Source organism: Candidatus Methylacidiphilales bacterium (assembly GCA_028713655.1).
Lineage (GTDB): Bacteria > Verrucomicrobiota > Verrucomicrobiia > Methylacidiphilales > JAAUTS01 > JAQTNW01.
The window spans coordinates 1-24,076 of sequence record JAQTNW010000048.1 but is presented as its reverse complement, the minus strand read 5'-3'; the positions used below and the strand labels follow the sequence as shown (position 1 = coordinate 24,076).

The window sequence follows — 24,076 nt, the reverse complement described above, 5'->3', positions numbered from 1 at the left end:
AGGCTTTTTTGTATTTCTCAACCCCGGCAGTCCAGCCTTCGTCCTCGTTGCGCGCATTTTTATCCCGGTAGAAATAGCCGGACCACGGGAACCAAGTGCCGTTCATTTCGAGCCCCCAACAGACAAAGAAGGGCGAGCCGAATTCCCTGGCTGAATCGGCCCAGGCGTCGATATAGGCGTCCCATTTGCCGGCGAGGATGTTGTCCAGGTTGAACCGGTCGGGGCCGCGGTTTTGTTCGTAGGGCTTGTCCCAGGGCGACCAAAAAACCAGGGGCATGGCGCCGTGCCGCCGGATGATGCCCAGATTCTTTTTTGGGAAGGATTGTTGCCCCCAGTAACTGGAAGACGCAATGACGGCCTGCTTTTTCCCGACGAGTTCCTCGAAGCGCATGATGCGCTCAAGCGTGACGTTGTCCTCTGTTTCCCCGAAGTCGATGTACGCGCCGGTGTAAACACCCTGCGCAGGCAGGGCCAATTGGATGCCGTTGCTTTTATCCGGGGGCAAGGCAGGGGCGGGAACGGGCCGTGCGAAGGCATGGCCGGGCAAAAGAAGGATAGTAAGTGCTAGCGGCTGGTATTTAAAAAAGTTTTTCATAAGGGTGGCATGGGGGAGGCGGTGCGTTCGATTTTTCCCCAGCCGACCAGTACGCCCCGCACGGCGGTGAGGATGGATTTCCAGACGACGAGAGAAAGCAGAGGCCGGTAGAGCAGCCGCATGGGCAGGATGGGCCAGCTTTGGCCGATGGGCATGCCTTCGAAGGAGCATGCCAGCGCGGCGAGAAACAGGTCCGTAAACATGAACACTCCAATATAAATCCAGACCACTGGGGCGGCCCCCTGTACCAGCGCAATCACGGCGAGCAGGTCCGCCAATGGCATGAATGCCACGAGGATAATTTGAAAAATCCAGATGCTGGGCAGGGAAAAAAAGCCGAGCCAGCGGTAGCGCGGATTGAAGAGCATGTCCCGGTGTTTCCACAGGCATTGCATGGTTCCGAATGCCCAGCGGAAGCGCTGTTTGAAAAGCGAACGGATGCTTTCAGGCGCTTCGGTGTGGGCGATGGCATTGCCGGCATAAGCCACCTGGTAGCCCGCGCGGTGAAGTGAAAGCGTCAAATCGGTGTCTTCCGCCAGGGTGTCGTGGGTGAATCCCCCGACTTTTTCGATGGCCTCGCGCCGGTAGGCTCCGATGGCGCCCGGCACCACAGTGATCGCATCCAGCAACGCATAGGCGCGGCGGTCCAGATTGAAGCCGCAGATGTATTCCAGCCATTGGCAGCGGCCGAGCCAGCGCGTGTTGTTGCCGACGCGGGCCTGTCCTGAAACGGCGCCGACGGCCGGTTGTTCCAGCGGCTGGATTAGCAATTGAATGGCGCCATTGGCAAGCTGCGTATCGGCATCGACAAAAACCAGAATATCATATTTTGCCGCGCGCAGGCCATGTGTGAGCGCGCCGGCTTTGCCGGAATTTTCCTGCCGCATGACCTGCAGGTTCTGGCGCCCGGCATACGCGGATTCGATGACCTGGCTCGTATTATCGCTGGAGCCATCATCCACAATGACCAACTCCAGCAATCCGGGGTAGCTGTTCTCCAGGATGGAGCGGATGGTGTTTTTGATGACCTTGGCTTCGTTATAGGCGGCGATGACCACGCTCACAGGCGGATGAAAAGGGGAATCCAGCCAGTCTGCGCTTTGGTCCAGTTTTTGCCGGGACGCCAGGATCACGACCGTGACAGTCCGTATCAAGACCAGCAATGTGCCGAAAATCATCAGCGCCCAGAGGCATTCCTCCAAATACCGGATGGAGAAAAAGCCCCAGCCGCTGGCCATTTGGTCCAGGGACGAATTTTCCGCCGGGGCGGGAGGCATCAGTTCGTCGCGTGGAATATCCAACAACTCGCTGGCGGATACAATGTGGTCGCCGCGTTCGCGCAGGTATTGGATGACCTGCGGCAAAGCCTCGACGGTCTGTTGCCGGTTCCCGCCGCCGTCATGCATCAAAAGGACGTTCCCAAGAGGCCGCTGTTCCTGCACCCGCTTGAGGATTTCATGCACGCCGGGTTTTTCGTAATCGCGCGGGTCGATTTCCTGGGCCAGAATGATGTAACCAAGTTCCTGTGCCAGCAACAGCGGGCGGAGTTCCGAGACCCTGCTGGGCTTGGAGTCGGCGATGTAGGGGGGGCGGAACAAGATGGTGGAATGGCCCGTGATGGCCTGCAGCAGGCGCTGCGTGCTGTTCAACTCAAGCCGGACCTGTTCCGGGTACGCTTCCGAAAGGTCCGGGTGGAAAAAGGTGTGGCTGCCGATTTCATGGCCTTCCGTCACGATGCGGCGGACAAGATCGGGGTAGCGCTCCGCCTGTCGTCCCACCAGGAAAAAGACCGCATGTACTTTTTCCTCCTTCAGGATATCAAGCACCTTGGGGGTCCACTTGGGATCGGGGCCGTCGTCAAAAGTCAGGGTGACGTCATCCGGTTTATCGCCACCCTGGTGATATACGGTCCAGGGGACGGGGAGCTGTTTGTACTGTGTGGCAAGGAGGCCGCGCTGCGATTCCGTAAGAATGCGTTCCCCCGCATGGCCGGGCTCCTCCACCTGGATCAATTCCCCGCGCCCCACATGCCCGACGCGGTTTTCAAGCTGCAGGCTGGCGAGTTCCTCCTGCTGGGAAGCCGTCAATTTCGGCAGCTTGCATGCCTGCAACGAAGTCCAAATATCGGGATCTTCAAGCCCGAGCCGGTAAATGGCAAATCCGCCGATTCCAAAGTCGGCCGCTGCGCGCAGTTGGTTCAGGGCGGTGACGGCGTCCAGGAACCAGACGGTGTGTTTTTCATTGCCGATCTCGTAGTGAAAATGCGGGTTGAAAGCCGGGGCAGAGCTTGTGATATTGGTGACTCCGGAATGTGAGGCCCGGACCATGACATCCGCAAACGAAAGTGTTTGCGCGCCGGCCCTGTCTTCCTGCCAGTCGTATCCGTAATTGCCGACGGCAATGACCCACTGTTCCAACTGTCCGTAGCTGGTGAGTGTTTTGAGCCAGCCCTCGAACCAGTCCTCGGATGCGATGGGGCCGGGCTGGTCGCGCTCGGAATTTTCATCATGCAGCACGGCAATGAACCGGTCCGCATGGCTGGAGAGCGCGTCGAGATCGTACGTCGCCAGATCGTTGCCGACCGGGATGCAGATCCATAGCTCCTTGTTCTGGGCGTGCAGGGCCTGGGCCATTTGGGTGAAGAGAACCGTCAGGCCATTTTTATAGCCGGGATCGACTTCCTGCCAGTCCACGACAATGCCGTCGCAGCCGGTTGACTCGAGCGCGGTTAACAGGCCTGTGATAAAATGATTGCGGCGTTCCGGGGGCCCCATGGCCAGGCTTTCCACGCGCTCTGGCTGCCATTCGCTGCCGCGGATGTTTTGCAGCATCAGAAGCAGGGGGATTCGCTTGCTGCGGGTCCATTCCCGGACTTCGCCCGGGGGGTCGCAGTCAAGGTTGCCTTCCAGGTCGCTCAGGTTCAGGGATTCGACGCAAACGTGGGTGAGATTTTCCCCGTGCGTTTTCAGCGACTCAAAACTGTTAGGGTCCCATTCCGCGACAAAGCCCAGATGCACGGTTTCCAACGGACGGAGGTCTGGAACGGGTTTGAGAGGAAGGGCGGGGATGCGGTGGCCGAGGAGTTTGCGCTGGAAGCCCAGCCAAATCGGTTTGGTTGCCTGGTTTTCCCCGGGTGCTGCCGGAGGGGAATACGCCCGGAGGTCCGCTTTCATGCGTTCCACTTCCTTGGGCACCCGCAGGGCGGGCGTACTCAGCATGGAGCGGATGAAGAGCACCAGCCCCGCAATCAGGAGAACCGAAACGGTGAAAGCCCGGCGTTTCCAGCGCGGCCAGCGGCGCCCGGAGGGGTCCCAGAAAACAAACGAGCGTCGGCTATTCATCTTTTGTGATTGGACGTTATACCAGCCTGCATGATTGACCGATTTTGCAGATGCGTCTAGCCCGGATGTCTAAAAACCCCTGTAGAGTCTCTTGTCCAAATGTTGGGTTGAGACAGGGTGCATGAACATCCGGGCTAAAGCCTGCTTATCCCCGGAGCTTTCTTTCCTGCTTGCGAGCAAAAAATGCCAAGGGGAGAATTTTCATGACAGGTGTGAGATAAGCAGGCTAGCGTGTTCTCCTTTCGTATGGACTACAAGGACACTTTGAATTTGCCCAAAACGGGATTTCCGATGAGGGCCAGCCTGCCCCAGCGCGAGCCCGCTTTATACCAGGCTTGGGAAAAGGCGGATATTTATGCACGCCTGCGGGAGACTCAAAAGGACCGCCCCCGCTTTATTTTGCACGACGGCCCTCCCTTTGCCAACGGCGATGCCCACATGGGCCATGCGTTGAACATGACGCTGAAGGACATTGTCCTAAAATCCAAAAACATGGGCGGTTTCGATGTGCCGTTCATTCCCGGCTGGGACTGCCATGGGCTCCCCATCGAACACAAGGTGATGAAGGAACTCGCCGACGGCGGACGGCAGTTGGACCCGCTGGAAATCCGCGAAAAATGCGAGGCCATGGCCCGGAAGTATATCGACATCCAGCGGCAACAATTCAAGCGCCTGGGAGTTTTCGGGGAATGGGACAACCCGTACATCACGATGGACGGGCCGTATGAGGCGGACGTGCTCCGGCTTTTTGCCAAGATCGTCGATAAGGGGATGGTGTATCAGGCCCTGCGCCCGGTTTATTGGAGCACCGGTTGCCAGACTGCTTTGGCGGAGGCGGAGGTGGAATACCAGCCGAAAACGGACTTGTCGGTTTATGTGAAATTCCCGCTGACGAAAGAAAGCGCCGCCAAACTGGAGGTCCCGCCAGGGACAGCGCTTTTGATTTGGACGACAACGCCCTGGACCTTGCCGGCCAACCTGGCGGTTGCGGTGAGCGAGCATCTGGATTATCACGCTTACGGCATTGGCAGTGAAACGATTATTTGTGCGCAAAGCTTGACGCCGAAAATCCCCAATTTTGGAAACGCCGCACCCAAAAAACATTTTTTAGGCAAAACGCTGGCAAAAGATGCCGAGTATCAGCATCCGTTCCTGGATCGGAGAGGAAAGGTCTATGTTGCTGACTTTGTCACGGGCGAAACCGGCACCGGCTTGGTGCACATCGCGCCCGGGCATGGCCAGGATGACTATCAACTCGGCCAGCGCGAAGGCCTGGCTGTTTTATCGCCGGTGGATGACCGCGGTTGCCTGACGGCGGAAGCCGGAGTGCCGGAGTTGACCGGCCAGTATGTGTTCAAAGCCAATCCGCTTGTGCGCGATCTTTTGCGCGAGAAAGGGGCTTTGTGGACGGAAGAAAGCTTTACCCACGACTATCCCCACTGCTGGCGTTCGAAGACGCCCATTGTTTTCCGTGCGGTCAAACAATGGTTTATCCGGGTCGATGACTTTCGCCAACCAGCCCTTGATGCCATCAACAACAAGGTCAAATGGGTCCCAGCCTGGGGCAAAAGCCGCATTGCAAACGCGGTTGCCACGCGTCCGGACTGGTGCATTTCCCGGCAGCGCACCTGGGGCGTTCCGATCCCTGTGTTTTACAAGGCTGACGGCAGTTCCGTGATGGAAGGGGATTTGATCCGGAAAGTTGCCGACCTTGTGGAAAAACACGGCACGAATCTTTGGTTTGAAAAATCAGACAAGGAAATTTGCGCACTGCTGGAGATCGATCCTTCCCTGAAAAAGGGCAGGGATACCCTGGATGTCTGGATCGATTCCGGATCGAGCCATGAAGCCGTGTTGCGCAGGCGTGCGGGGCTGGGCTTTCCAGCGGATCTGTACCTTGAGGGCAGCGACCAGCACCGCGGCTGGTTCCAGTCGTCCCTGTCCACCTCGGTGGCGGTTTATGGCAAGCCGCCGTACAAGGAAGTGTTGACCAACGGGTTTGTGGTGGATCTTGACGGCAAGAAGCTCTCCAAATCCAACACCTATCAGAAACCGACGGATCTGATGGCATTTGTCGATAAATTCGGGGCCGACATTTTGCGCCTCTGGGTTGCCAGCCAGGATTACCGCGACGACGTGCCGTTTTCCGAGGAAATCTTCAAGATTGTCACCGACACCTACCGTTCGTTCCGCAATGCCCTGCGCATTCTGCTGGCCAATCTGTACGATTTCGATCCGGCGAAGGACCGGGTGTCCGATGATAAATTGTCGGAGCTGGACTTGTATGTGTTGAACCGGCTGGAGGATGTGATCCGGCAGGCCAGGGCGGCCTATGAAACCTATGAGTTCCACCAGGTTTATCATGTGGTCAACCGCTTTTGCGCGGTGGATCTTTCAGCCTTCTACATTGATGTGACCAAGGACCGGATGTACTGTGATGCGGCGTCCTCGCTGCGACGCCGGGCTTCGCAGACCGTGATGTATGAAATGTACGAAGCCCTGGTTTTGCTGCTGGCGCCGATTGTTCCATTCACAGCAGAGGAAGCCTGGCAATTTTTCCAGGACGACAGAGACGGAAGGAAAGCTGAAGGCGCCTTGCTGCGTCCCTCTGTTCACTTGAGCCAATTTCCAAAGGAACGGGAACTGCGGCTGCCCGGCGCGGAAGCGTTTGCGGCGCGCTGGGAAAAAATCCTGGAACTCCGATCCAGGGTGAACGAACACCTGGAAAAGGCGCGGCAGGCCAAGGAAATCGGGAAAAGCCTCGAAGCGCAGGTTGTGATCGGCGGCTCCGGTTTGGCGGACAGTGACCGCGAGCTGTTGGAAGAGGTTCTCATTGTTTCAAAGGTAAAACTTGAGCCCGGGGAGTCGTTGGCGATCTCGGTGCGCCGCGACGCCGGTAAAAAATGCGTGCGTTGCTGGAAGTATTTCGAGCATTTGGGGAGCCATCCGGAGCACCCGGAAATTTGCGTGCGTTGCACTGAAGCTGTGACGGCATTAAGATAGATGAATTCTTCCGCGAATGTCCAATCGTCAGGACCGGGCGTCCGTTCCCGCCCGCGCTTGATGTTTTGGATTTTGGTTGCCGCAATTTTGATTTTGGATCAAACGAGCAAAATCTGGATTCTGCACCATTACTGGGCCGGACGTTCGGTTGCCGTGATCCCGGCCTTTTTCAATCTGACCTTTGTGGCCAACGACGGAATGGCTTTCGGACTCTTCCAGGGCAATAATCTGCGCATGGGCCTGGTGGTCTGCCTTATTCTGGTGATTGGCTTTCGTTATGCGCGCACGTTCGATTGGAATCTGCGCGAGACCAATTTGATCGGCGCCCTGTTTGTGAGCGGGGCCATCGGCAACCTGAGCGACCGTCTTCGGCTGGGTTATGTGGTGGATTTTGCGGATTTTTATTTTGCGCCGTGCAACTGGCATTGGCCCGCGTTCAACGTGGCCGACTCCTGCATAACGCTTGCCGTGATTTGGGTCTTCCTGCGCTTGAGCGGATGCGTGCGGCTGGAATCGAAGTAGAGTTTCAGACGAAGGCAGCAGCAGTTGCCGCGAAAAGGCGCAAAAAACGCAAAATGGAAAATCCATTTGTGGAAATTTTATAATCTGCGTTCATCCGTATTTATCCGTGGTTCAATCCAAGTTCGCACCCGGCGAATCCGTCCTTTGGCGGATTTGTAAGTTTCAAGCCCGACGCGGCGGGAGAAGAACGAGCATAAATCGCCAAAGCCGGCGTGGATCCCCTCGATCATCAGCCGTAAGCTTCAACTGCCGCCGTGACAACATCCGATAGCGTCTTGCCTTCGTGCAGCGCCAGGCGTTCCACCTTGCGCCCAATCTTGGTTATTGCCAAATGAGGGCGTCCGGAGTGCGATTCATCTGCAGGCTACGCACATGTGTTGCAACATGTCCCTTGCTCTGGAGCCAGGGCACCAGATTATTTGGCAGATGATTATCGATCAGGAAATTCACGCCGCACGAACCGTAACATGGTCATGCTGCGCAGCAGCGAATTCCAAGCAGGCTTGAATGTCGTCTGCTTCCAAGTCAGGATAGTCCTCAAGGATTTCCTGCCAAGAAGCCCCATGCGCCAAGAGTTCGAGCACATCTTTGACTCGAATACGCAAGCCCCGGATGCAAGGGCGTCCGCCGCATTTGCCGGGTTCCATCGTGATTCGGTCGCTGTATTTCATTGAAGGAAGCATACAGGGGTATCTTGTCCCTTTCAACCCTGCTTTTTCGAGTGGAAAAGGAACGTGCATTCCGCAGCCAGCCCTTTGCGCGGTTACGCAAGGTGAAAATACTCGACACAGAAGCGGATCATCTTTTCGCCGTGCTGGACCACAAAAAATCGGGCAATGCCGCACACCATTACTTGTGCTGCATCCACAATTTCGCGTTAAATCTCGGTTGGCTTCTGGCTCCGGTCATGTCTGGATGCTGGATTACGACCAGGCCGATCAGCTCACGGGCCTGCGTGACGTGACGCCCGGCACACCCCCGGTGCTCAACCAGACTTTTTCATACAACTACGATGCTTCGGGCAATCGTTTGGCTGCGCAGTGTGAACCGGCGGGCCAGAGCGTCCAAAACGACAGCGGCAGCTTCAACAACTTGAACCAACTGACAGGACTCAATGGCGGAACAAGTAAGTTGAATGTTCAAGGTTATTTGGATAAAACGGGCACTGTGACAGTCAATGGCCAGAATGCCGCTGTGGACAGCCAGAACCGATTCCAGGCTTGGGTGGATTCGCAGCCGGGTACGAACACCATTTCCGTTCAAGCTCTCGACACGCAAACGCCACCCAGGTTTTCACGCAAGAGTTGGCAGGTGCAGGTGACAGCGGGAGCGACCCGAACCCCTGCCTACGATGACAACGGGAACATGACCGACAACGGCGTCGGCCAGGCCTACCAGTGGGATGCCGCCAATCGGCTCATTAAGATCAGCTATGGAGGGACGAGCGCCGTCTCGTCCCAATTTTTCTATGACGGCCTGGGCCGTCGGGTTCAGATCGTGGAAAAAGACAGTTCAGGGACTGTGACATCCACCAAGAATTTCGTTTGGACCAACGGTAGCCAGCCCGCCGAGGAACGCGATGCCTCGAACAATGTCACGAAACGGTTTTACAGCCAAGGCGAACAGATTGCCGGAACGAATTATTATTACACACTGGATCATTTGGGTTCTGTTCGGGAAATGACCGATTCCAACGGCGTTATCCACGCCCGCTATGATTACGATCCCTATGGCCGTGCAACCAAGCTATCGGGAGATTTGGATGCAGACTTTCAGTATGCCGGATATTATCGCCACGCCGCAAGCGGCTTGAATTTGACTTTGTATCGGGCGTATAACGCTGATCTTGGCAGGTGGCTATCCAGGGATCCGATCGAGGAAGAGGGAGGGATCAATCTATATGCGTATGTCGCCAATGACCCCTTCCGATATCGAGATCCATTCGGATTGGCCCCAGGCGATTGGTGGGATATAAGGACGCCTTTTTACAATGAAAATAGAGCAATGGAATATGCAGAATCTATGCGTGGAAAAGGAGGTAATGATTCAGATCATCATGCGATTGCTGTCAGGGAATTTGCGCATAATATGGAATGTTCTTATGGAAAAGCTGTTGGCTGGCTGTCGGCCATACTGGGGGCGTCTGGAGGTAACTGGGCTGAAATCTTTTCTCCAAGCTCCGATTATCAAGAAGACATGGAAGCAAACATATACGGGATTGGTTTATATGGAGCAGGAAATGTCAAATTTCCATTTGAGACACCATGAAAGCGAACTTAAATTACTGGCGTGTTCTACTATATATAGTGCTTTTGGCTTGTCTAGCGTATCTAGCATTATCATATTTTCGAGGACGGAACCATTGGGTCTTAACCTACTACTCTGGCATTAATGGTGAAACTGAACTGGAAATTCGACAGGAAAATGATTCAAGAAAACTCATTCTTGTTTTGCAGGGGCAGCGCGCGCGCATCTCAGGCCCTTCTCAAAGAATCAGAATTGATGGCAAGGAACATGATTTGCCACTAGGTAAAATAGTGTTTCAAGATACCACAGTTTTACCGGGTCGTTTTAAGTTGTCTATAGATGGAAATAATTTGGATATCATGCTCAGAAATGTGGTTATTAATGGCCAGGAAAATAACTGGGATGGATTACCGAGAAAAATTATCTTGAGCCTTAAATCTCCATAGGAGTGGCTGGGGACGCAGTGAATGTAGAAAGCAACAAATTTCAGACCTATATGCAGATGCAACCGGGCGCCAACAACGTGGCTGTGGAAGCGACTGACGCTTCCGGGAATGTAAGGACCAACACCTACCAAGTGACAGTGGCCAACAATCTGCAACGAACGCTGACTTACGATGCCGATGGCAACCTGCTGAACGACGGACAGAAGAGCTACACATGGGACGCCTTGAATCGGCTGACCAGGATTACCTATGCGGATAATACGAGCACCGAGTTTACGTACAACGGAGTTGGACAGAGGATCAAAATTGTGGAAAAGAACGCTTCCGGTAGCGTCACTTCCATGAAAAATTTCATCTGGTCCAACGGTAGCCAGCCCACCGAGGAACGCGATGCCTCGAACAATGTCACGAAACGGTTCTTTATCCAAGGACAACAAATCGGTGGGACAAACTATTACTACACCCTGGACCATCTTGGTTCAGTTCGAGAGATGACCGACAGCACAGGTGCCATCCATGCCCGCTACGATTACGATCCCTATGGACGCACGACCAAACTGTCAGGCGATTTGGATGCCGACTTCCAGTATGCGGGATATTACTCTCACACTGCCAGTGGCTTGGATTTGACTTGGTTTCGCGCCTACGACGCTAATCTGGGAAGGTGGCTGTCCAGAGATCCAATTGCTGAATCAGGGGGGATTAACCTGTATGGTTACGTTGCCAATGACCCGATTGGAGGAATCGATCCATTCGGATTCGCTCGATACGAATACGATGGTCAGGGATTGCACTTCATGATGGCAACATCACCTATCGAGTTGATCCTAGAGCAAATGGAGATATATTCGTTGGTCCGAAACCAGGACATGATTTTGATCTAAATGCGGCAAAGGATAGCTTTCGTAACTTGATGAAAGATAAAAATGAATATGACAAAATGCGCAAAGCTGTCTCTAATGCTTTTGAAAAGTGTGAAGACAAGTCTGGTGTGGGTGCCGTTGGTAGAAATCTGAGGAAAGCAAGGGGAGCTTTAGCTGCGTTGGGGATAGTTAGTATTGCGGTATCGTTAGACCCAGACAATGCTTCAGCCAAAGATTTTGCCAGAGCCATCAACAATATTCAGTCATCTCTGAACGCCGGTCAAAGTGCTGACAATTCTGATATAATGGATGCAGCACTAGCTGTTTCCAAAATGTATGGGAGCGATGCGGGAGCCTATGCTTGGGGAGCCTTAAAAGATCTTTAAATGGAGCTGCAAGAATCCAGGGCTATCATTTTTGAAGGAGTAAACCTGCCGAACGGAGTTTACTGGCTGGAACTGCTAACTTATATAATTCCAAATCTGTCAGAAGCTTCTCGTGATTGGACTTTGGACTTGCACTATTCCCTAGGCAAGGAAAGATCGGAAACTTCGGAGCACATTTTAAAATACGTCTTAGAACTTAAAAATGCCCTTGATCAAAACGAAGCTGCTGTTATTTCTGAGCTCACTAAAAGACTGCCGAATTTACCAACTCATCAAATCATAAAGGATTGGCGCAGCGGAATGGCGCTGATGGAAACAATTGCCAAGGGAAGCAAGTCGTGTCGATGGAGTATCATTGCCACAGAAAGTGAAATGCAGAAAGCCGGGGATTTGCTCATAGCTTTTCTCGAACGGTTTGCTGTTGAACATGACCTAATTGGAGGCGAATTGCACGAGTTTGAAAAGTTGAAGGAAAGAATAGCCACTTCAAGTGCTGAGAATAAACATGAGATGCTCAATGCCGCGTTAGAAAGCCTCAGTAACCGCAATCGTTGAAAATGAATGAATGGGGTCAACGCTTGAGAGGCTGTTGAAAAAGGGGTTAAGTTAGCTTGAACATAGTGTACGGCGGCCTGCTTGTCTAATCAGTCATTGGGGTCAACTCTCAATTCTCAGTGCGCCCGTGAAGCTGGCGTCAACGCGGGTGGGAGTCCCGCCGGTGCAGTTAGATGGTTCAGCACCGAAGACCGTGCCAACTGCGTCGCTGCGAGGCGGGGTGGGGAGCAGGCATGGGGTCGAACCTTCAGGTCGCAATATAGGTGAACCGCAAAGATGAGCCTCGAAAGAGAGAATAACAACCGGCAGCCGAACCCCTTGAGAATGGGTGAAGGCCGCAGAGGGAAACCCGGAACAATCATCGTGGGATTTTCCAATGGACCGGCGGGGTCTGCGCGGGCGACATGAAGGGAAGTGACGACAGGGTAAACGGGGATAGGACTGCTGTGGAAGTAGGGCTTGCTGCTCTTGACCCCACTCCGAATCCTCCAACTGCAGACACAGGCCCATTGGCAATGATTGTGTCTGCAATAAAAGGTCTATGGGAACAGCTTACCAAGTGATAATGAAATTTCCTATTAAATGGTGGAAATTGCTGGCTGTCCTGATGATTCTTTGTGGCAGCCTTGCTGTTGGTACAGGAAAGGCTACCAGAGGTGTAAGTATTACTGGAACCCAAGCAAGGATTTATGGAATTGGTTTAATTGGAATGGGCATCTATTTGCTTGTTTCATGCCAAAAATACAAGCCAAAATGAATCTGTGAATCTTGTATTATGACGGCCTGGGCCGCCGGGTTCAAATCGTGGAGAAAGACAGCTCCGGTACCGTGACTAGTACCAAGAATTTCGTTTGATGGGAATGGGGTCAGGAGTGAATGGCACTAACTTAAGTTAAGCCAGGGTGGCGAAAGTTGGCATGGCGGTACGGATAGTGCTGCATTTGGGGGCATGAGCATGACCCCGTTTTTCAAGGAATTTGGGCCATTGTTGTTTGGGCGCAGCAAGCGCAAGCTGAAACATACATTGGCAGGACTGGATCAACTGGAAGATATCTACGGAGCCTTCGGGGATTTGATGGATGAGCGACTGTTGCAATCCTCGTTTTTTCAACATATCGCGATATTCATGTTAAGGGAATAAGTGTTTTCTTTACATGATGGGATACTCGTGATAAGAAAATAGCAGTTTCCTGTATATGTCCACCCTATCGCCTCTGCCACTCAAGGAATTCTCCACGCTGGAGACCCGTACCATTTGGGTAGCATTGGCCGAGGCACACCGGTATTTGGCCGAACTGAAGGGACTCTGCGAATCGCTGCCGAATCAGGGGATTTTGCTGGATACACTGGGCATCCAGGAGGCGAAAGACAGTTCCGAAATCGAAAATATCATTACCACGCACGACGAACTTTACGCGTCACAGCCGGAGTCGTCCGTTTCCGCAGCGGCGAAGGAAGTGCGTCACTATGTGTCTGCCCTGCGCGTCGGCTATGAAGCGGTGCGGAAATCAGGTCTAATCCGGCTTGATACGGTGCTGGCCGTGCAGGCGGAACTGGAGCAGAACCGGGCGGGATTGCGGAAGCTGCCCGGCACAGTGTTGAAGAACGAGATCACGGGCCGGGTAATCTATGAACCCCCACAGGATGCCGCCGAGGTGGAATCCCTCATGGGGAACCTGATTGATTTCATCCATGCCGAAGATGGCCTCGATCCCTTGCTGCGCATGGCGCTGGCGCATCATCAATTTGAAAGCATCCATCCTTTTTACGATGCGAACGGGCGCACGGGTCGCATCCTGAACCTGCTCATGCTCCAGCGCGAAGGCCTGCTGGACCTGCCGGTGCTTTATCTGAGCCGCTACATCACGACGAGCAAGGCGGATTATTATCAGCTCCTCCAAACCGTGAGGGACGAGAGTCGCTGGGAGGAGTGGTGCCTTTATCTGCTAAAGGGCGTGGCTGTCACCTCGCGCAGTGCAATTGTCCTGGTGAAAGCCTTCCGCGATTTGATGCTGAAGACAAAGCACAAGCTCCGGGAACAGTTGCCGAAGCTCTACAGTCAGGATTTGCTGAACAATCTCTTCCGTTATCCCTACACAAAGATTGAATATGTGGAGCGGGAGTTGGGAGTCTCCCGCATCACGGCGAGCAAATATCTGAACCAGATCACCAGGATCGGATTGTTGCGAAAACAGAAAATGGGCAAGACAAACTTCTATATCAACGAACCGTTGTTTGCCCTGCTGAGTGGAGTCACGCTGGAGCCATGAACGAAGTTGAGACGAGAGCAAAGTATGTCAAACATCACTACTGTCCGGTTAAAAGTGCTTGAATGACAACTGGTTAGAATCATATATAGGCTCGAATTTGTGATAGTTTTTCATAAGTAGTTCATAGAGAGGCTCTTGCTGAAAGGCGTTGAGGCTCAAAATCTGGAGAATGGAGTGAAGACTCAAATCGATTTTGAGTTGTTTTTTGACGATGGCCACCAGCACATAAACGCAGACTGCAATCCAGATTTGTGTTTTGACGGCGTTGAGCGAGTTGCCAAGGAATCGCTTGATATGGAGATTGCCCTTGATCCATTTGAAGAAGAGTTCGATTTGCCAGCGGCATTTGTAGAGCGTTGCGATAGTGTCTGCTGGCAGGGTGAAGTTGTTGGTCAGAAACACCAGAGCTCGTTTTTGTTCGGTGTCGTAGAAGCGGATGCGCCGCAGTTTGTCGGGGTAATCGATGGCGCTGTATTGGCCGGTCAGAGAAATGGTCTGGTCGCAACGCACCCCGCTGGCCGTGTTGATAGGATGAGAATAGAGCCGACAGAATCGCATGCGCTCCTTGGCGCGAATCACAAAGAAAGCGCCAGCTTGGCCGATGCGATGGAGCCGTTTGAAATCGAGGTAGCCCCGATCCATAATATAGAAGGACCCGGCCTCGAAAATCAGATCGTCCAGCCAGTTGACTTCGTGCCGTTTTCCCTCGGTAATCGAGATCAAACTGGGAATGGAGCCGCGCAAATCCAGAAGGGTGTTGACCTTGATGGCGGCCTTGGTGGTGCGAAATCGCGCCCAAGGGAACAAACTCAAACACAGGTCGATGGTGCTGGCATCCAAAGCGTAAGCGGTGGCCTCCAGTTCCACGGCAAAGTTGTCTTGAGCGTAGAGTTTTCGCGCCCGTCGAATCAACACGGTTGCGATCTCGGCGTAGATGCGCCAGTCGCGCCGCTCGTTGGCATCGGCCAATGTGCTGCGGCTCACTCGTCCGCGAATTCCCATGTGATAGAGATTTTCCGGGCGCGAACGCAGACAAACCTCCAGATCTCGCAAGCTCTCCCGAAATGTCAGTTGACCAAAGGCCATGCATACAAACTGATCCCAGCAGGAAAACTCCCGCATCCGCCGTTCTCCGTTGTAACGCCGGACGATGCGTTGGAAGGAATAGTGCGGGACATGCTCCATGAGTTGGGCAAAAACAATCTGGCCTGTGTGCATCCACTGAGCTTAGGCACATTCCAGAATTGAAATCGTGAGCACCCATTTTACCTCTCAAAACACGTCCGTTAGCCGGACACTACTGATGTTTTATAAACATAATATTCTCCAGCCATGAATGTGAATGGTGTCAGCTCTCAATTCTCAACGCCAGCAATGACAGAATTTAGAAAGAATGCCGCTGTGGACAGCCAGAACAGATTCCAGGTGACAAGAAAATGTTAGATGCTGCCAGTGATGCTGCAGGAAAAGATGTAATTCTGCGCCTTTGCGTCTTATGCTCTTTGCGTTAAAAATGTGTTCCTCCTGCGGGCGATTGCCTGAGTTGACGGCATCTCCATCCGCTTCTACACTATTCCATGGATTCTTTGCAGAAACGAGTGCTCGAGCTCAAAAAGGAGCGGAATGCCGTCATTCTGGCTCATAACTATCAGACTGCCGGCATCCAGGAAGTCGCGGACTATGTCGGCGATTCCCTGGGCTTGTCCTATCAGGCGCAGCAGACCAACGCGGATGTCATTTTATTTTGCGGGGTTCATTTCATGGCGGAAACCGCCAGGATCGTGAACCCGTCCAAGACTGTCATTCTGCCGGATTTGAACGCTGGCTGCTCGCTTTCGGATTCCTGCCCGGCGGAGCAGTTGAAGGCCCACCTCGACCGCAATCCGGGAAAATATGTCGTGGCGTATATCAACTGTTCGGCTGCGGTCAAGGCGTTGAGCGACGTGATTTGCACCTCGGGTAATGCGGCCAAAATTGTGGAACGGGTGCCGAAGGACCGCGAGATTTTGTTTGTCCCGGACCAGAATCTGGGGGAATGGGTGATGCAAAAAACGGGGCGGCCGATGGAGCTCTGGCAGGGTAATTGTTATGTTCACATCGAATTCACGCATCAGAGCATCAGCAAAATCCGGGAAAAATATCCTGACGCTCCGATAGTCGCGCATCCGGAATGTACACGTGCGGTGCGCATGCTGGCGGACGAGGTGTGTTCCACGGAAAAGATGGTGCAGTACTGCCGGGCCTCCAATGCGGACGCGTTTATCATCGTGACGGAGTCGGGCATGTTGCACCGTTTGCGCCGGGAGTTGCCCGGCAAGACGTTTATACCCGGTCCAACGGATGCCTGCGCCTGCGCGGATTGCCGTTACATGAAGATGAACACGCTGGAAAAGATGGTGCGGGCTCTGGAGACGCTGGAGCCAAAGATCGAGATGCCTGCCGACCTCATGGATCGCGCCCGCGTGCCGATTCAGCGGATGTTGGATTGGAGCCGGAACTGACGGCAAGCCGGATGGAGGGACGAGCGCTGTCTCGTCCCATTATTATATTATAAGCACGGAATTAGTGTCCCCGGCGCGAGGTTGGCTCGTAGCGTTCCTTGTCATTGCCTGAGCCGAAATCAATGCCGAACACGAGGAGGGTTTGCACTTCCGGCGAGTCATTTGTGGCGCCGAACATCGGCGCGAAATCAAGATGCATCCAAGGCGTGATCCGCCACTGCACGCTGGGCCCGATCAAAAATGAATCCGCAACGGGGGTCTCATACGCAGTCTCATGGGAATACTCCATCTCGATGCCTGCGCCCAGTTTCCCGTCAATGAGCGAGTAACTGATGCCCTGGCTGGCTGTGAGTTGCAGGGTGTCGTCCGGACCGTTCAATTCCTGTTCAACTGCGAGATTTAATCCCCAATGCCAGCCCGGCGCGATATCGGTGCCGAGCAGCAGCTTGCCTTCAATCGTGTTCGGATCATGGTCGTGCTGCGCGTATTCGAGATACAGCGTGGGGTTCAACGGAATCTTGCCCCAGTCGGCCAGAGCATAACGAATTTCGGCGGAGTACTCGTCCTGATACGTACCGCGTTCCTGGCCCATCCCCCAAGTCTCGTAGAGATCAAGCTGGAATCGGTTTGGGAGGCCGACCTCGAATTCCTCCTGGAACCGCGCTTCGTTGCTGCCGTCGCGGAAGTGGCGGAACCGCACCCATTGCTCGACGCCCGTGTTCCAGGGTGTTTGTTGCAGATAGACGCGTGTGCCGGGGAAACGCCGGGCCGTCGTCCATTCCGGCTGGCCGTAGGCGCCCACAGGTTGCTCTTCCTGCAACCAACCCGGTCTGGAGATCTCTATTTTCCTGGCTGTGACAACAATATCGGGCGGCAATTTGGCCGGTGTGTTTGACTCCTGCGCCGGCATGGGTGCGGCAAAAAGCATCAGGGCTGGAAGTGTGAATAGAGAGATCGAACAGGCTTTTAATTTCATGAGGCAAGCTGAATAGCAACCAGCATGCCAGCACGCGCCTGCGTCCTGCGGGCGGCCGCGACTTTATCCGGAATCAGTTGCCTGCTATCGTCGCGAACCCGCATCCACAAAGGGACGGGAGGAGACAACAATGTGCAGCAATGGGCTGGAAATAATTTTAAAATCAAGATGCCGGGATCAAAGCAAAACCGCACCGGGTTAATACGAGGATAGAAAACATCCGTTTATCGGGAGCAAATGGATAACTTTCGCACTTCACTTCAATCAGCCTTTTCCGGATCATTTTGGAATAGGTCCCGGAGTTTTTTGCGGAGGGTGACGCGGTTGAGGTTCATCTCGCGTGCCAGCACAGTGGGTTTGTTGTCGAAGCGGCAAAGGAGATGCTTGAGGAGCATTGTTTCGAGTTTGTCGCGCAGATGGGCATAGTCGCGGGCGTCCGGCATGCTCTGCCGCAGCCAATCCTGGATCGCAAGATCCAACGCATCGGCAGCGCCGGAGGCATTGCGGTGTTCGCGGATTTCAACGGGCAGATGTTGCGGGAAAATGACGCTGCCGGAACAATAGGCGGCGGCGTGTTCCAGCGCATTGCGGAGTTCCCTCACATTGCCGGGCCACTGGTAACGCCGGAGCATCTCAAGCGTTTCGGGAGCAAGCTGGAGATGACGTTCCGGAGTTGTTGCGCCGAGCAGGACGGCGGCGATTACCGGAATATCTTCCGTGCGGCGGTTGAGCGCGGGGAGTTCAATTTCCAAAACGTGCAGGCGGTAGTAAAGATCCTCCCGGAACCTGCCGGCCCGGACTTCCTCGCGCAGGTTTTTATTGGTGGCGGTGATCAGCCGGAGATCCACATGGATTTCCTCGCGCCCTCCGACGCGGAGAAAAATACGTTCCTCCACAAAGCGAAGGAGTTTGGATTGCACGGCCGGCGCGATATCGGCGATTTCATCGAGGAAAAGCGTGCCGTTTCGCGCGCGTTCGATGTGCCCCTCCTTTGAGGCGAGTGCGCCGGTAAAGGAATTTTTTTCGTGCCCGAAGAGCTCGCTTTCCAGAAGCTGTTCGGGGAATGCGTTGCAATGCAGGGTAATAAACGGCCCCTCACGCCGGGAGCTGTTGGAATGAATCACGCGGGCGGCAAGGGTCTTGCCGGTACCCGTGGGCCCGGTGATCAATACGGGTGCTCCAGTACTGCAGGCTTGGGCAATTTCCGTAAAACAACGCTGCATGCAGGGCGCGGCGCCGACAAGCAATGTGGGTTCATCCGGTCTGGCCGGACGGCCGGGTGCCGGGGCGGCGGGTGTGGAATTCAGCAATTGGCGCAGATTTTTTTCCACTTCCTGGAGATCCAGAGGTTTTACCAGATAGGCTTCGGCGCCGAGTTTTTTTGCAGCCACCGCATTTCGAAGATTGCCGTGTGCGGTAATAACAAGGACTGGCAGCGGGCGCTTATTCCGGCGCAGTTCCTCCAACACCGCAAGGCCGCTCATGTCCGGAAGGCCGATGTCGAGGATGAGGAGCGAGAATTCGCCGCGCGCCAATTCGTCCAAACCGAGCTGACCCGAAGGGCATAGGACAGCTTCATGTCCGAGGCGCTGGCATACGGCTTTAAGCGCGGACGCAAGCGCATGTTCGTCTTCGATGATCAGGATGTGGCTCATGAGGGGTTGGATGCGGGAAGTGCAAGGGAGACGCATGCGCCACCGGCAGGCAGGTTGGCAACTTCGATGGCGCCGCCGTGCGCTTTTATAATTTCAGCCGAAACGCTGAGGCCGATGCCCATGCCTCCTTCTTTCTCAGAATAAAAAAGATCCGCATAATGTTGCAGCGCGTTTTCGGAAAAGCCGCGTCCTGTGTCTGCAAAAGTGAGCAGGGCATTTCCATTATCGGCATGGCCTGTGATCCGCAGCGTGCCGCCCGAGGGCATGGCCTGGATCGCGTTGAGGATGATATTGCCCAGAGCCTGGCTGATTCTGCGCGCATCCACTTCGGCATGGAGACCGGGTGCAATGTCCACGGCAATCGTGACGCGCGCATGGTCGGCTTGCAGTTGTAGTGACTTCACAACACTTGCGACGAGTTCGCCGATGTTGGCGGTTGAAATTTGTGGCGGGGCGGGCCGGGTGAGAAACATCCATTGATTGATAAGGCTCTCGATTTTTGCGGTTTCGCCCAGGATGAGAGGGATGGCGGAGGTGTCCAATTTTTTCGAGGCCTCCATCAACTGCAAGTGCATTCGAATGGCGGAAACCGGATTGTTGATTTCATGGGCAAGCCCCGTGGCCATCCTGCCTAGCAGGGCAAGCCGTTCCGCTTTTTCGCGACGCTGGCGCTCAAGGGAAAGCTGGCTGTGCGTCTGGTGATAGGCGCGGGCAAGCAGGCCGATCTCGTCGTCTCTTTCCATGCCGGGCAGCGAAAGAACATCGTCCGTTTCAATATGAGGCAGACGTGATGCGAGAATGCGAAGCGGGCGCACCACGCCGCGGGTGAGCGTCCACGCCAGTACCAGCGACAACACCCAGAATGAAAGCAGTATCACCAGGGTGAGCGGGCGTTGCAACAGCTCGAATTTCTGAACAGGGCGGATAAATATGAGATCGCATGTGGCGTCGATGGGCGCGCTGACCGCTTCAATGGAAGATTCCAACTGTACTACGCCGTCAGCCGGTGAAAGGCTTGAGATGCTTGCTCCGCGTTTTTTTAAGTCCCCGGGCAGAGGCGGGATGATTTCTTTTCCAGTCTGCCGGAAATAAACGTCGAGATCCAGAATGCGCCCGAGTTCCTGCGCCATCCGCTCCGTTGTGGGAAGCCGCGAGGAATGAATGAACCCGGCATTGACGCGGGCAAGAGTGGCAAACTCGGTGTGCGACTCCTGTTGGGCGTTAAGATAGAGCCAGGCGCAAAGTACAATCGAACCAATGACGACAAAGAGAAGGAAGGGAATGGCGATGCGAAGCCAGAGGCTCCATGTGCGGTATTTGTCCATTGAATCGGAATAGTATTTATACTGAATGCCTGGTTGGCGAATACTTTTTATCCCTAAAATGAAATAATCTTGACCCACAACCCATATGCACAGTATTCTGTCCATATGAAGGCAATCACGTACACCGCCGCACGCGAGAGTCTGGCGAACACGATGGATCGGGTCTGTTTCGATCATGATCCTGTTATCATTACCCGGAACCGCGACCAGGCCGTGGTCATGATTTCATTGGAGGATTATGAATCCTTGCAGGAGACAGCCTATTTGCTCCGCTCCCCTGCCAATGCGCGCCGCTTGATGGAGTCGATTGCCGAACTCGAAAGTGGGAAGGGGATAAAAAAGCAGATTCAAGAATTGGTCCGGGAATGAGTGTTTTATTCTCCTCGCGGGGATGGGAGGACTATCTTTATTGGCAGCAGACAGACAAAAAAGTCCTCAAGAGAATCAACGAACTGGTTAAGGACATTTCCCGCAGTCCCTACGAAGGCATCGGAAAGCCGGAACCCTTGAAACATGCCTTTTCCGGTTATTGGTCGCGCCGCATCACCGATGAGCATCGGCTTGTTTATAAAGTCGAAGGCGAAATGATTAAAATCGCCCAAGCCCGGTATCACTATGAATAAAGCGCCGAATCAGAGATTGTTTCTGCCGTAAATGCTCAGCTCCTCATCGCCTTTACGCATTGCGCAAGCGCGGGGGAGGGATTCTCGACATCGGCTTCGTATTCGATGACCGACATCCCGTCAAAGCCATGCTCATTCAGCGCATGGACGAATCCGGGAAGGTTCAAATTGCCCTGGCCCACGACGACATCCCTCCATTGTGCGTTCCGCTCGAAGATAAAATCCTTGTAGTGAATGCCGTAGATATGCCCCGCATAACGTTTGACCCATTCGATGGGATTGCCGGGATGCGGCCCGATCTGCATGCACCAGGCGGTGTCGATGCAAAGGCCGATTTGCGGCGCGCCTATTTTGATCAAATGATCGAGCACATCGGGCTGCCCTCCAAACGAGTAGCCGCCGTGGCAGTGGATGCCCACCCGGATGCCGAATTCGTCCGACAGTTTTTGTGTCCGTTTGATAGCCTGGGCAAAGGAATCGACCCTGAAGTGGGCCGAGATATGTTTGGCTCCCGTGCTTGCAACAAATTCAAAGAGGTCCCGTTCCTTTTCATCCCCAACCAAAGTTTCCACACCAATGGAAACAATGCCGATCCCGGCATCCTTGTAGGTTTTGACAACATCCTTCCACACTGCGGGATTGTGGAAGTCGGCATGTACGCCGCACAGCTCGATTTTATCCAACCCGATTTCGCGGACCTTTTGCGCGACCTCCGCATTGGTCTTAAAATGCCTGAAACACCAGCTCTGAACTCCAAAATCCAACGCCTTGCTCATGTTATGTTTTCTTTCTCTCCTGTGTTTGATTTGAGGATAAAGTTTGTCAGTGAATCCGGACTTCTTTCGCGGTCCGGCTGGATTCCGCAATGCCGTCGAGGATCTTCTGCACAACCAGCGCCTGTTCCGTGGTCACGCAAAGAGCTTCCTCGCCCCGCAGGTGATTGATGAAGTTATGAAACCGTTCCTGATGCGGCATCTTCAAGGGAACATTAATCTCGTCAAGGATTTCATAGGTGGCGGGTGCTGTCGTGCCGGCCCTGAAAAGGCGGGCGGGCCGAAGCGTTGCGCCGGCTTCGGTGCCGAAGATTTCCACGTTATCGCGGTTCCCATTCGCCTGGTGGCAGGCCCATGATGTATCCAACGTCACGGTGGCGCCATTGGAAAAGCGGATGAAAGCCGAGGCGAAATCGTCCACGTCAAAGGCGGCGTCGGAGCGGTCCGATATGCCCCAGCCGCCTTCGCCCAGGCCCCGGTTGCCAAATTTGGTGTAGGTCGCGCCGACGACCGATACCGGCTCGAAGTTGCCAATCGTATAAAGACAAAGGTCGAGCATGTGTACGCCGATGTCGTAGAGCGATCCGCCGCCGGCCAGTCCCTTGTTTCCAAACCAGGTGCCGAGCTTCGGGATTCCGGAACGGCGCAGCCAATAGGCCTTGGCGTGATAAATTTCTCCGAGCGCGCCTGTTTCAACCAAGTGCTTGATTTTTTGAGAGTCGGCGGGAAAGCGTTGATTCATTCCGATGTTCAAAATTCGCCCTGCAGTTTTCGCAGCGGCCACGGCTTTTTCAGCTTCGGTGATGTTCATCGCAAAGGGTTTTTCGAGGATGACATGTTTGTCGGCCTCAAGGGCCTGGATGGCGAGCGGGGCGTGGAACTTGTTCGGGGTGGCGATATAGACCGCATCCACCGACTTGTCGGCAAGCAGTTCCTCTGCTGTGGCATAGTCGGCATCTACCGCATGCTTTTCGCGCAGGGCTTTCCGCCGGGGTTCATTCAAATCCTGGACTGCAACCAGTCTGGCGTGGGGATGATTTTTGACCGCGTCCGCGGCGTAATAGGCAATTTGTCCCGCCCCAATAAAACCAAAGCGAACTTCCGTGGATTTTTTCATCTTTTATAAAAATAGGATTTATTTGATTAGATAATGGGTGTAATTAATCTGCAACGATGGATTGTATCAAAAAACTAGGATTTGTTGTCAAAAATTCGGATCGTGTTCGGCGGAACAATCCCGCCAAAAGCAGAAGGGGCTTTCCTCTTCCCATGCGCTCACAACTGCTGGCCGTGTCGCATTATCATCAACGTCCCGGCTGCCATCCAAGCGCTCACCTGTTCGAAAATGGCCAGCAATGTTTTGAACTGATTACGTCTGGGCGAGGCTGGGTCGAGACGGATGGAGAATGGAAGGAGGCCACTCCAGGAACATTACTTTGGCATATACCGGGCGACCGCACAATTGGACGCAGCGATTTTAACGACCCGTACAGTTGCCTCGCGGTGAGATTTTATGACGGTGAGATCCGAAAACGGCGCGTTTCCCGCATTACGCGCTGGGAAGAGATGGGCGAGGTGCGGCGCTTTACCCAGGAAGTGGTGCAATTGCACGCGGACGAGTCCTTTGATTCCCAGGTGCTGCTGCGCTACATCATCAGTCGGCTGCATTTCCAGGCTGAACTCCACATGCGCAGTCAAAAGGAAAGGGGTCTGCCGGTGGAGCTGCGCCGCGCCATGGAGCTTGTCAATCTACGCCATGCCGAACCTCTTCGACTGCGGGAACTGGCCCGGGCTGCCGGATGGTCGGTGCCTCACTTGCACGATAAATTCAAGGAGCACCTCGGACTTTCTCCGCACCAAGCCTTGATTCGCCGCCGCATCCAGGCGGCGAGGGAACTTCTTGCCGGCACGCGCCAACCGATCAAAAGCGTTGCAGCCAATTGAGGCTTCCCGACCGCGTCGGCGTTTTGCGTCCAGTTTAAAAAAACAACACAA

General features: G+C 54.2%; 23 protein-coding genes. 13 read left to right on the top strand and 10 right to left on the bottom strand.

Annotated features, from left to right (window positions below; all coding sequences use genetic code 11):
• Positions 1-595, bottom strand: a 595-nt coding sequence (locus PHD76_13200; GenBank protein ID MDD5262796.1) for a hypothetical protein, incomplete at its 3' end; no start/stop codon positions are given.
• Positions 592-3,936 (bottom strand): glycosyltransferase, encoded by a 3,345-nt coding sequence (locus PHD76_13195; GenBank protein MDD5262795.1) that lies wholly within the window; start codon positions 3,934-3,936, stop codon positions 592-594. The genes PHD76_13195 and PHD76_13200, both read right to left, overlap by 4 nt.
• 264 nt (positions 3,937-4,200) lie before the next feature.
• Between PHD76_13195 and ileS the strand changes: the two genes are divergently transcribed.
• The gene (gene ileS / locus PHD76_13190) at positions 4,201-6,939 is read left to right on the top strand and encodes an isoleucine--tRNA ligase (GenBank protein ID MDD5262794.1); all 2,739 of its coding nucleotides are present in this window, start codon (positions 4,201-4,203) and stop codon (positions 6,937-6,939) included.
• The gene (gene lspA, locus PHD76_13185; protein MDD5262793.1) at positions 6,940-7,461 is read left to right on the top strand and encodes a signal peptidase II; all 522 of its coding nucleotides are present in this window, start codon (positions 6,940-6,942) and stop codon (positions 7,459-7,461) included. It begins immediately after the preceding gene.
• A 446-nt stretch (positions 7,462-7,907) separates the two neighbouring features.
• On the opposite strand, the gene PHD76_13180 is transcribed toward lspA, so the two are convergent.
• Entirely contained in the window at positions 7,908-8,132 is a 225-nt protein-coding gene (locus tag PHD76_13180) for a DUF433 domain-containing protein (GenBank protein ID MDD5262792.1), read from the bottom strand.
• Positions 8,133-8,376: 244 nt separating this feature from the next.
• On the opposite strand from PHD76_13180, the gene PHD76_13175 reads away from it, so the two are divergent.
• The 6 genes from PHD76_13175 (at position 8,377) to PHD76_13150 (ending at position 12,715) form a co-directional block, all read left to right on the top strand.
• Entirely contained in the window at positions 8,377-9,729 is a 1,353-nt protein-coding gene (locus PHD76_13175; protein MDD5262791.1) for a hypothetical protein, read from the top strand.
• Positions 9,726-10,154 (top strand): hypothetical protein, encoded by a 429-nt coding sequence (locus PHD76_13170; GenBank protein MDD5262790.1) that lies wholly within the window; start codon positions 9,726-9,728, stop codon positions 10,152-10,154. The genes PHD76_13175 and PHD76_13170 overlap by 4 nt, the downstream gene beginning before the upstream one ends.
• A 17-nt stretch (positions 10,155-10,171) precedes the next feature.
• The gene (locus PHD76_13165) at positions 10,172-11,038 is read left to right on the top strand and encodes a hypothetical protein (GenBank protein MDD5262789.1); all 867 of its coding nucleotides are present in this window, start codon (positions 10,172-10,174) and stop codon (positions 11,036-11,038) included.
• A gap of 29 nt (positions 11,039-11,067) precedes the next feature.
• Complete coding sequence (locus PHD76_13160) at positions 11,068-11,403, top strand: hypothetical protein (GenBank protein ID MDD5262788.1); 336 nt, start codon at positions 11,068-11,070, stop codon at positions 11,401-11,403.
• Positions 11,404-11,958: a hypothetical protein gene (locus PHD76_13155; GenBank protein ID MDD5262787.1), complete on the top strand. Its 555-nt coding sequence runs from the start codon at positions 11,404-11,406 to the stop codon at positions 11,956-11,958.
• A gap of 541 nt (positions 11,959-12,499) precedes the next feature.
• A complete protein-coding gene (locus PHD76_13150) occupies positions 12,500-12,715 on the top strand; it encodes a hypothetical protein (GenBank protein MDD5262786.1) in 216 nt (71 codons plus the stop codon).
• A 135-nt stretch (positions 12,716-12,850) separates the two neighbouring features.
• Here the strand turns inward: PHD76_13150 and PHD76_13145 are convergent, their stop codons facing one another.
• A complete protein-coding gene (locus PHD76_13145) occupies positions 12,851-13,072 on the bottom strand; it encodes a hypothetical protein (GenBank protein MDD5262785.1) in 222 nt (73 codons plus the stop codon).
• Positions 13,073-13,154: 82 nt separating this feature from the next.
• Here PHD76_13145 and PHD76_13140 point away from each other — a divergent pair, with 82 nt between their 5' ends.
• On the top strand, positions 13,155-14,228 hold the full coding sequence (locus PHD76_13140) for a Fic family protein (GenBank protein ID MDD5262784.1): 1,074 nt from the start codon (positions 13,155-13,157) through the stop codon (positions 14,226-14,228).
• 48 nt (positions 14,229-14,276) lie between these two features.
• On the opposite strand, the gene PHD76_13135 is transcribed toward PHD76_13140, so the two are convergent.
• Entirely contained in the window at positions 14,277-15,446 is a 1,170-nt protein-coding gene (locus tag PHD76_13135; protein MDD5262783.1) for an IS4 family transposase, read from the bottom strand.
• Positions 15,447-15,805: 359 nt separating this feature from the next.
• On the opposite strand from PHD76_13135, the gene nadA reads away from it, so the two are divergent.
• Positions 15,806-16,729, top strand: a complete 924-nt coding sequence (gene nadA / locus PHD76_13130) for a quinolinate synthase NadA (protein ID MDD5262782.1) — start codon at positions 15,806-15,808, stop codon at positions 16,727-16,729.
• A 61-nt stretch (positions 16,730-16,790) separates the two neighbouring features.
• On the opposite strand, the gene PHD76_13125 is transcribed toward nadA, so the two are convergent.
• The 3 genes from PHD76_13125 to PHD76_13115 form a co-directional block, all read right to left on the bottom strand.
• On the bottom strand, positions 16,791-17,705 hold the full coding sequence (locus PHD76_13125; GenBank protein ID MDD5262781.1) for a hypothetical protein: 915 nt from the start codon (positions 17,703-17,705) through the stop codon (positions 16,791-16,793).
• Between the two features lie 260 nt (positions 17,706-17,965).
• The gene (locus tag PHD76_13120; protein MDD5262780.1) at positions 17,966-19,360 is read right to left on the bottom strand and encodes a sigma-54 dependent transcriptional regulator; all 1,395 of its coding nucleotides are present in this window, start codon (positions 19,358-19,360) and stop codon (positions 17,966-17,968) included.
• Complete coding sequence (locus tag PHD76_13115) at positions 19,357-20,685, bottom strand: ATP-binding protein (protein ID MDD5262779.1); 1,329 nt, start codon at positions 20,683-20,685, stop codon at positions 19,357-19,359. Before PHD76_13115 ends, PHD76_13120 begins: the two co-directional genes overlap by 4 nt.
• 105 nt (positions 20,686-20,790) lie before the next feature.
• Here PHD76_13115 and PHD76_13110 point away from each other — a divergent pair, with 105 nt between their 5' ends.
• Positions 20,791-21,054 carry a type II toxin-antitoxin system prevent-host-death family antitoxin gene (locus PHD76_13110; protein ID MDD5262778.1) on the top strand — a complete coding sequence of 88 codons (264 nt, stop codon included), beginning with the start codon at positions 20,791-20,793 and terminating at the stop codon, positions 21,052-21,054.
• The gene (locus PHD76_13105; protein MDD5262777.1) at positions 21,051-21,308 is read left to right on the top strand and encodes a Txe/YoeB family addiction module toxin; all 258 of its coding nucleotides are present in this window, start codon (positions 21,051-21,053) and stop codon (positions 21,306-21,308) included. Before PHD76_13110 ends, PHD76_13105 begins: the two co-directional genes overlap by 4 nt.
• A gap of 35 nt (positions 21,309-21,343) precedes the next feature.
• Here the strand turns inward: PHD76_13105 and PHD76_13100 are convergent, their stop codons facing one another.
• Together PHD76_13100 and PHD76_13095 are read right to left on the bottom strand one after the other, a co-directional pair.
• Positions 21,344-22,084: a sugar phosphate isomerase/epimerase gene (locus tag PHD76_13100; GenBank protein ID MDD5262776.1), complete on the bottom strand. Its 741-nt coding sequence runs from the start codon at positions 22,082-22,084 to the stop codon at positions 21,344-21,346.
• 46 nt (positions 22,085-22,130) lie between these two features.
• The gene (locus PHD76_13095) at positions 22,131-23,198 is read right to left on the bottom strand and encodes a Gfo/Idh/MocA family oxidoreductase (GenBank protein MDD5262775.1); all 1,068 of its coding nucleotides are present in this window, start codon (positions 23,196-23,198) and stop codon (positions 22,131-22,133) included.
• A gap of 152 nt (positions 23,199-23,350) precedes the next feature.
• Here PHD76_13095 and PHD76_13090 point away from each other — a divergent pair, with 152 nt between their 5' ends.
• Complete coding sequence (locus tag PHD76_13090; protein MDD5262774.1) at positions 23,351-24,025, top strand: AraC family transcriptional regulator; 675 nt, start codon at positions 23,351-23,353, stop codon at positions 24,023-24,025.
• Positions 24,026-24,076 lie beyond the last annotated feature (51 nt).

What these genes read in the sequence shown, in the direction of transcription:
- PHD76_13195 (MDD5262795.1), bottom strand. Translation starts at nt 3,936, where the DNA reads ATGAATAGCCGACGCTCGTTTGTTTTCTGGGACCCCTCCGGGCGCCGC.
- lspA (MDD5262793.1), top strand. Translation starts at nt 6,940, where the DNA reads ATGAATTCTTCCGCGAATGTCCAATCGTCAGGACCGGGCGTCCGTTCC.
- PHD76_13180 (MDD5262792.1), bottom strand. Translation starts at nt 8,132, where the DNA reads ATGAAATACAGCGACCGAATCACGATGGAACCCGGCAAATGCGGCGGA.
- PHD76_13175 (MDD5262791.1), top strand. Translation starts at nt 8,377, where the DNA reads ATGCTGGATTACGACCAGGCCGATCAGCTCACGGGCCTGCGTGACGTG.
- PHD76_13170 (MDD5262790.1), top strand. Translation starts at nt 9,726, where the DNA reads ATGAAAGCGAACTTAAATTACTGGCGTGTTCTACTATATATAGTGCTT.
- PHD76_13160 (MDD5262788.1), top strand. Translation starts at nt 11,068, where the DNA reads ATGAAAGATAAAAATGAATATGACAAAATGCGCAAAGCTGTCTCTAAT.
- PHD76_13155 (MDD5262787.1), top strand. Translation starts at nt 11,404, where the DNA reads ATGGAGCTGCAAGAATCCAGGGCTATCATTTTTGAAGGAGTAAACCTG.
- PHD76_13150 (MDD5262786.1), top strand. Translation starts at nt 12,500, where the DNA reads ATGGGAACAGCTTACCAAGTGATAATGAAATTTCCTATTAAATGGTGG.
- PHD76_13145 (MDD5262785.1), bottom strand. Translation starts at nt 13,072, where the DNA reads ATGTTGAAAAAACGAGGATTGCAACAGTCGCTCATCCATCAAATCCCC.
- PHD76_13140 (MDD5262784.1), top strand. Translation starts at nt 13,155, where the DNA reads ATGTCCACCCTATCGCCTCTGCCACTCAAGGAATTCTCCACGCTGGAG.
- PHD76_13135 (MDD5262783.1), bottom strand. Translation starts at nt 15,446, where the DNA reads ATGCACACAGGCCAGATTGTTTTTGCCCAACTCATGGAGCATGTCCCG.
- nadA (MDD5262782.1), top strand. Translation starts at nt 15,806, where the DNA reads ATGGATTCTTTGCAGAAACGAGTGCTCGAGCTCAAAAAGGAGCGGAAT.
- PHD76_13125 (MDD5262781.1), bottom strand. Translation starts at nt 17,705, where the DNA reads ATGAAATTAAAAGCCTGTTCGATCTCTCTATTCACACTTCCAGCCCTG.
- PHD76_13120 (MDD5262780.1), bottom strand. Translation starts at nt 19,360, where the DNA reads ATGAGCCACATCCTGATCATCGAAGACGAACATGCGCTTGCGTCCGCG.
- PHD76_13115 (MDD5262779.1), bottom strand. Translation starts at nt 20,685, where the DNA reads ATGGACAAATACCGCACATGGAGCCTCTGGCTTCGCATCGCCATTCCC.
- PHD76_13110 (MDD5262778.1), top strand. Translation starts at nt 20,791, where the DNA reads ATGAAGGCAATCACGTACACCGCCGCACGCGAGAGTCTGGCGAACACG.
- PHD76_13105 (MDD5262777.1), top strand. Translation starts at nt 21,051, where the DNA reads ATGAGTGTTTTATTCTCCTCGCGGGGATGGGAGGACTATCTTTATTGG.
- PHD76_13100 (MDD5262776.1), bottom strand. Translation starts at nt 22,084, where the DNA reads ATGAGCAAGGCGTTGGATTTTGGAGTTCAGAGCTGGTGTTTCAGGCAT.
- PHD76_13095 (MDD5262775.1), bottom strand. Translation starts at nt 23,198, where the DNA reads ATGAAAAAATCCACGGAAGTTCGCTTTGGTTTTATTGGGGCGGGACAA.
- PHD76_13090 (MDD5262774.1), top strand. Translation starts at nt 23,351, where the DNA reads ATGCGCTCACAACTGCTGGCCGTGTCGCATTATCATCAACGTCCCGGC.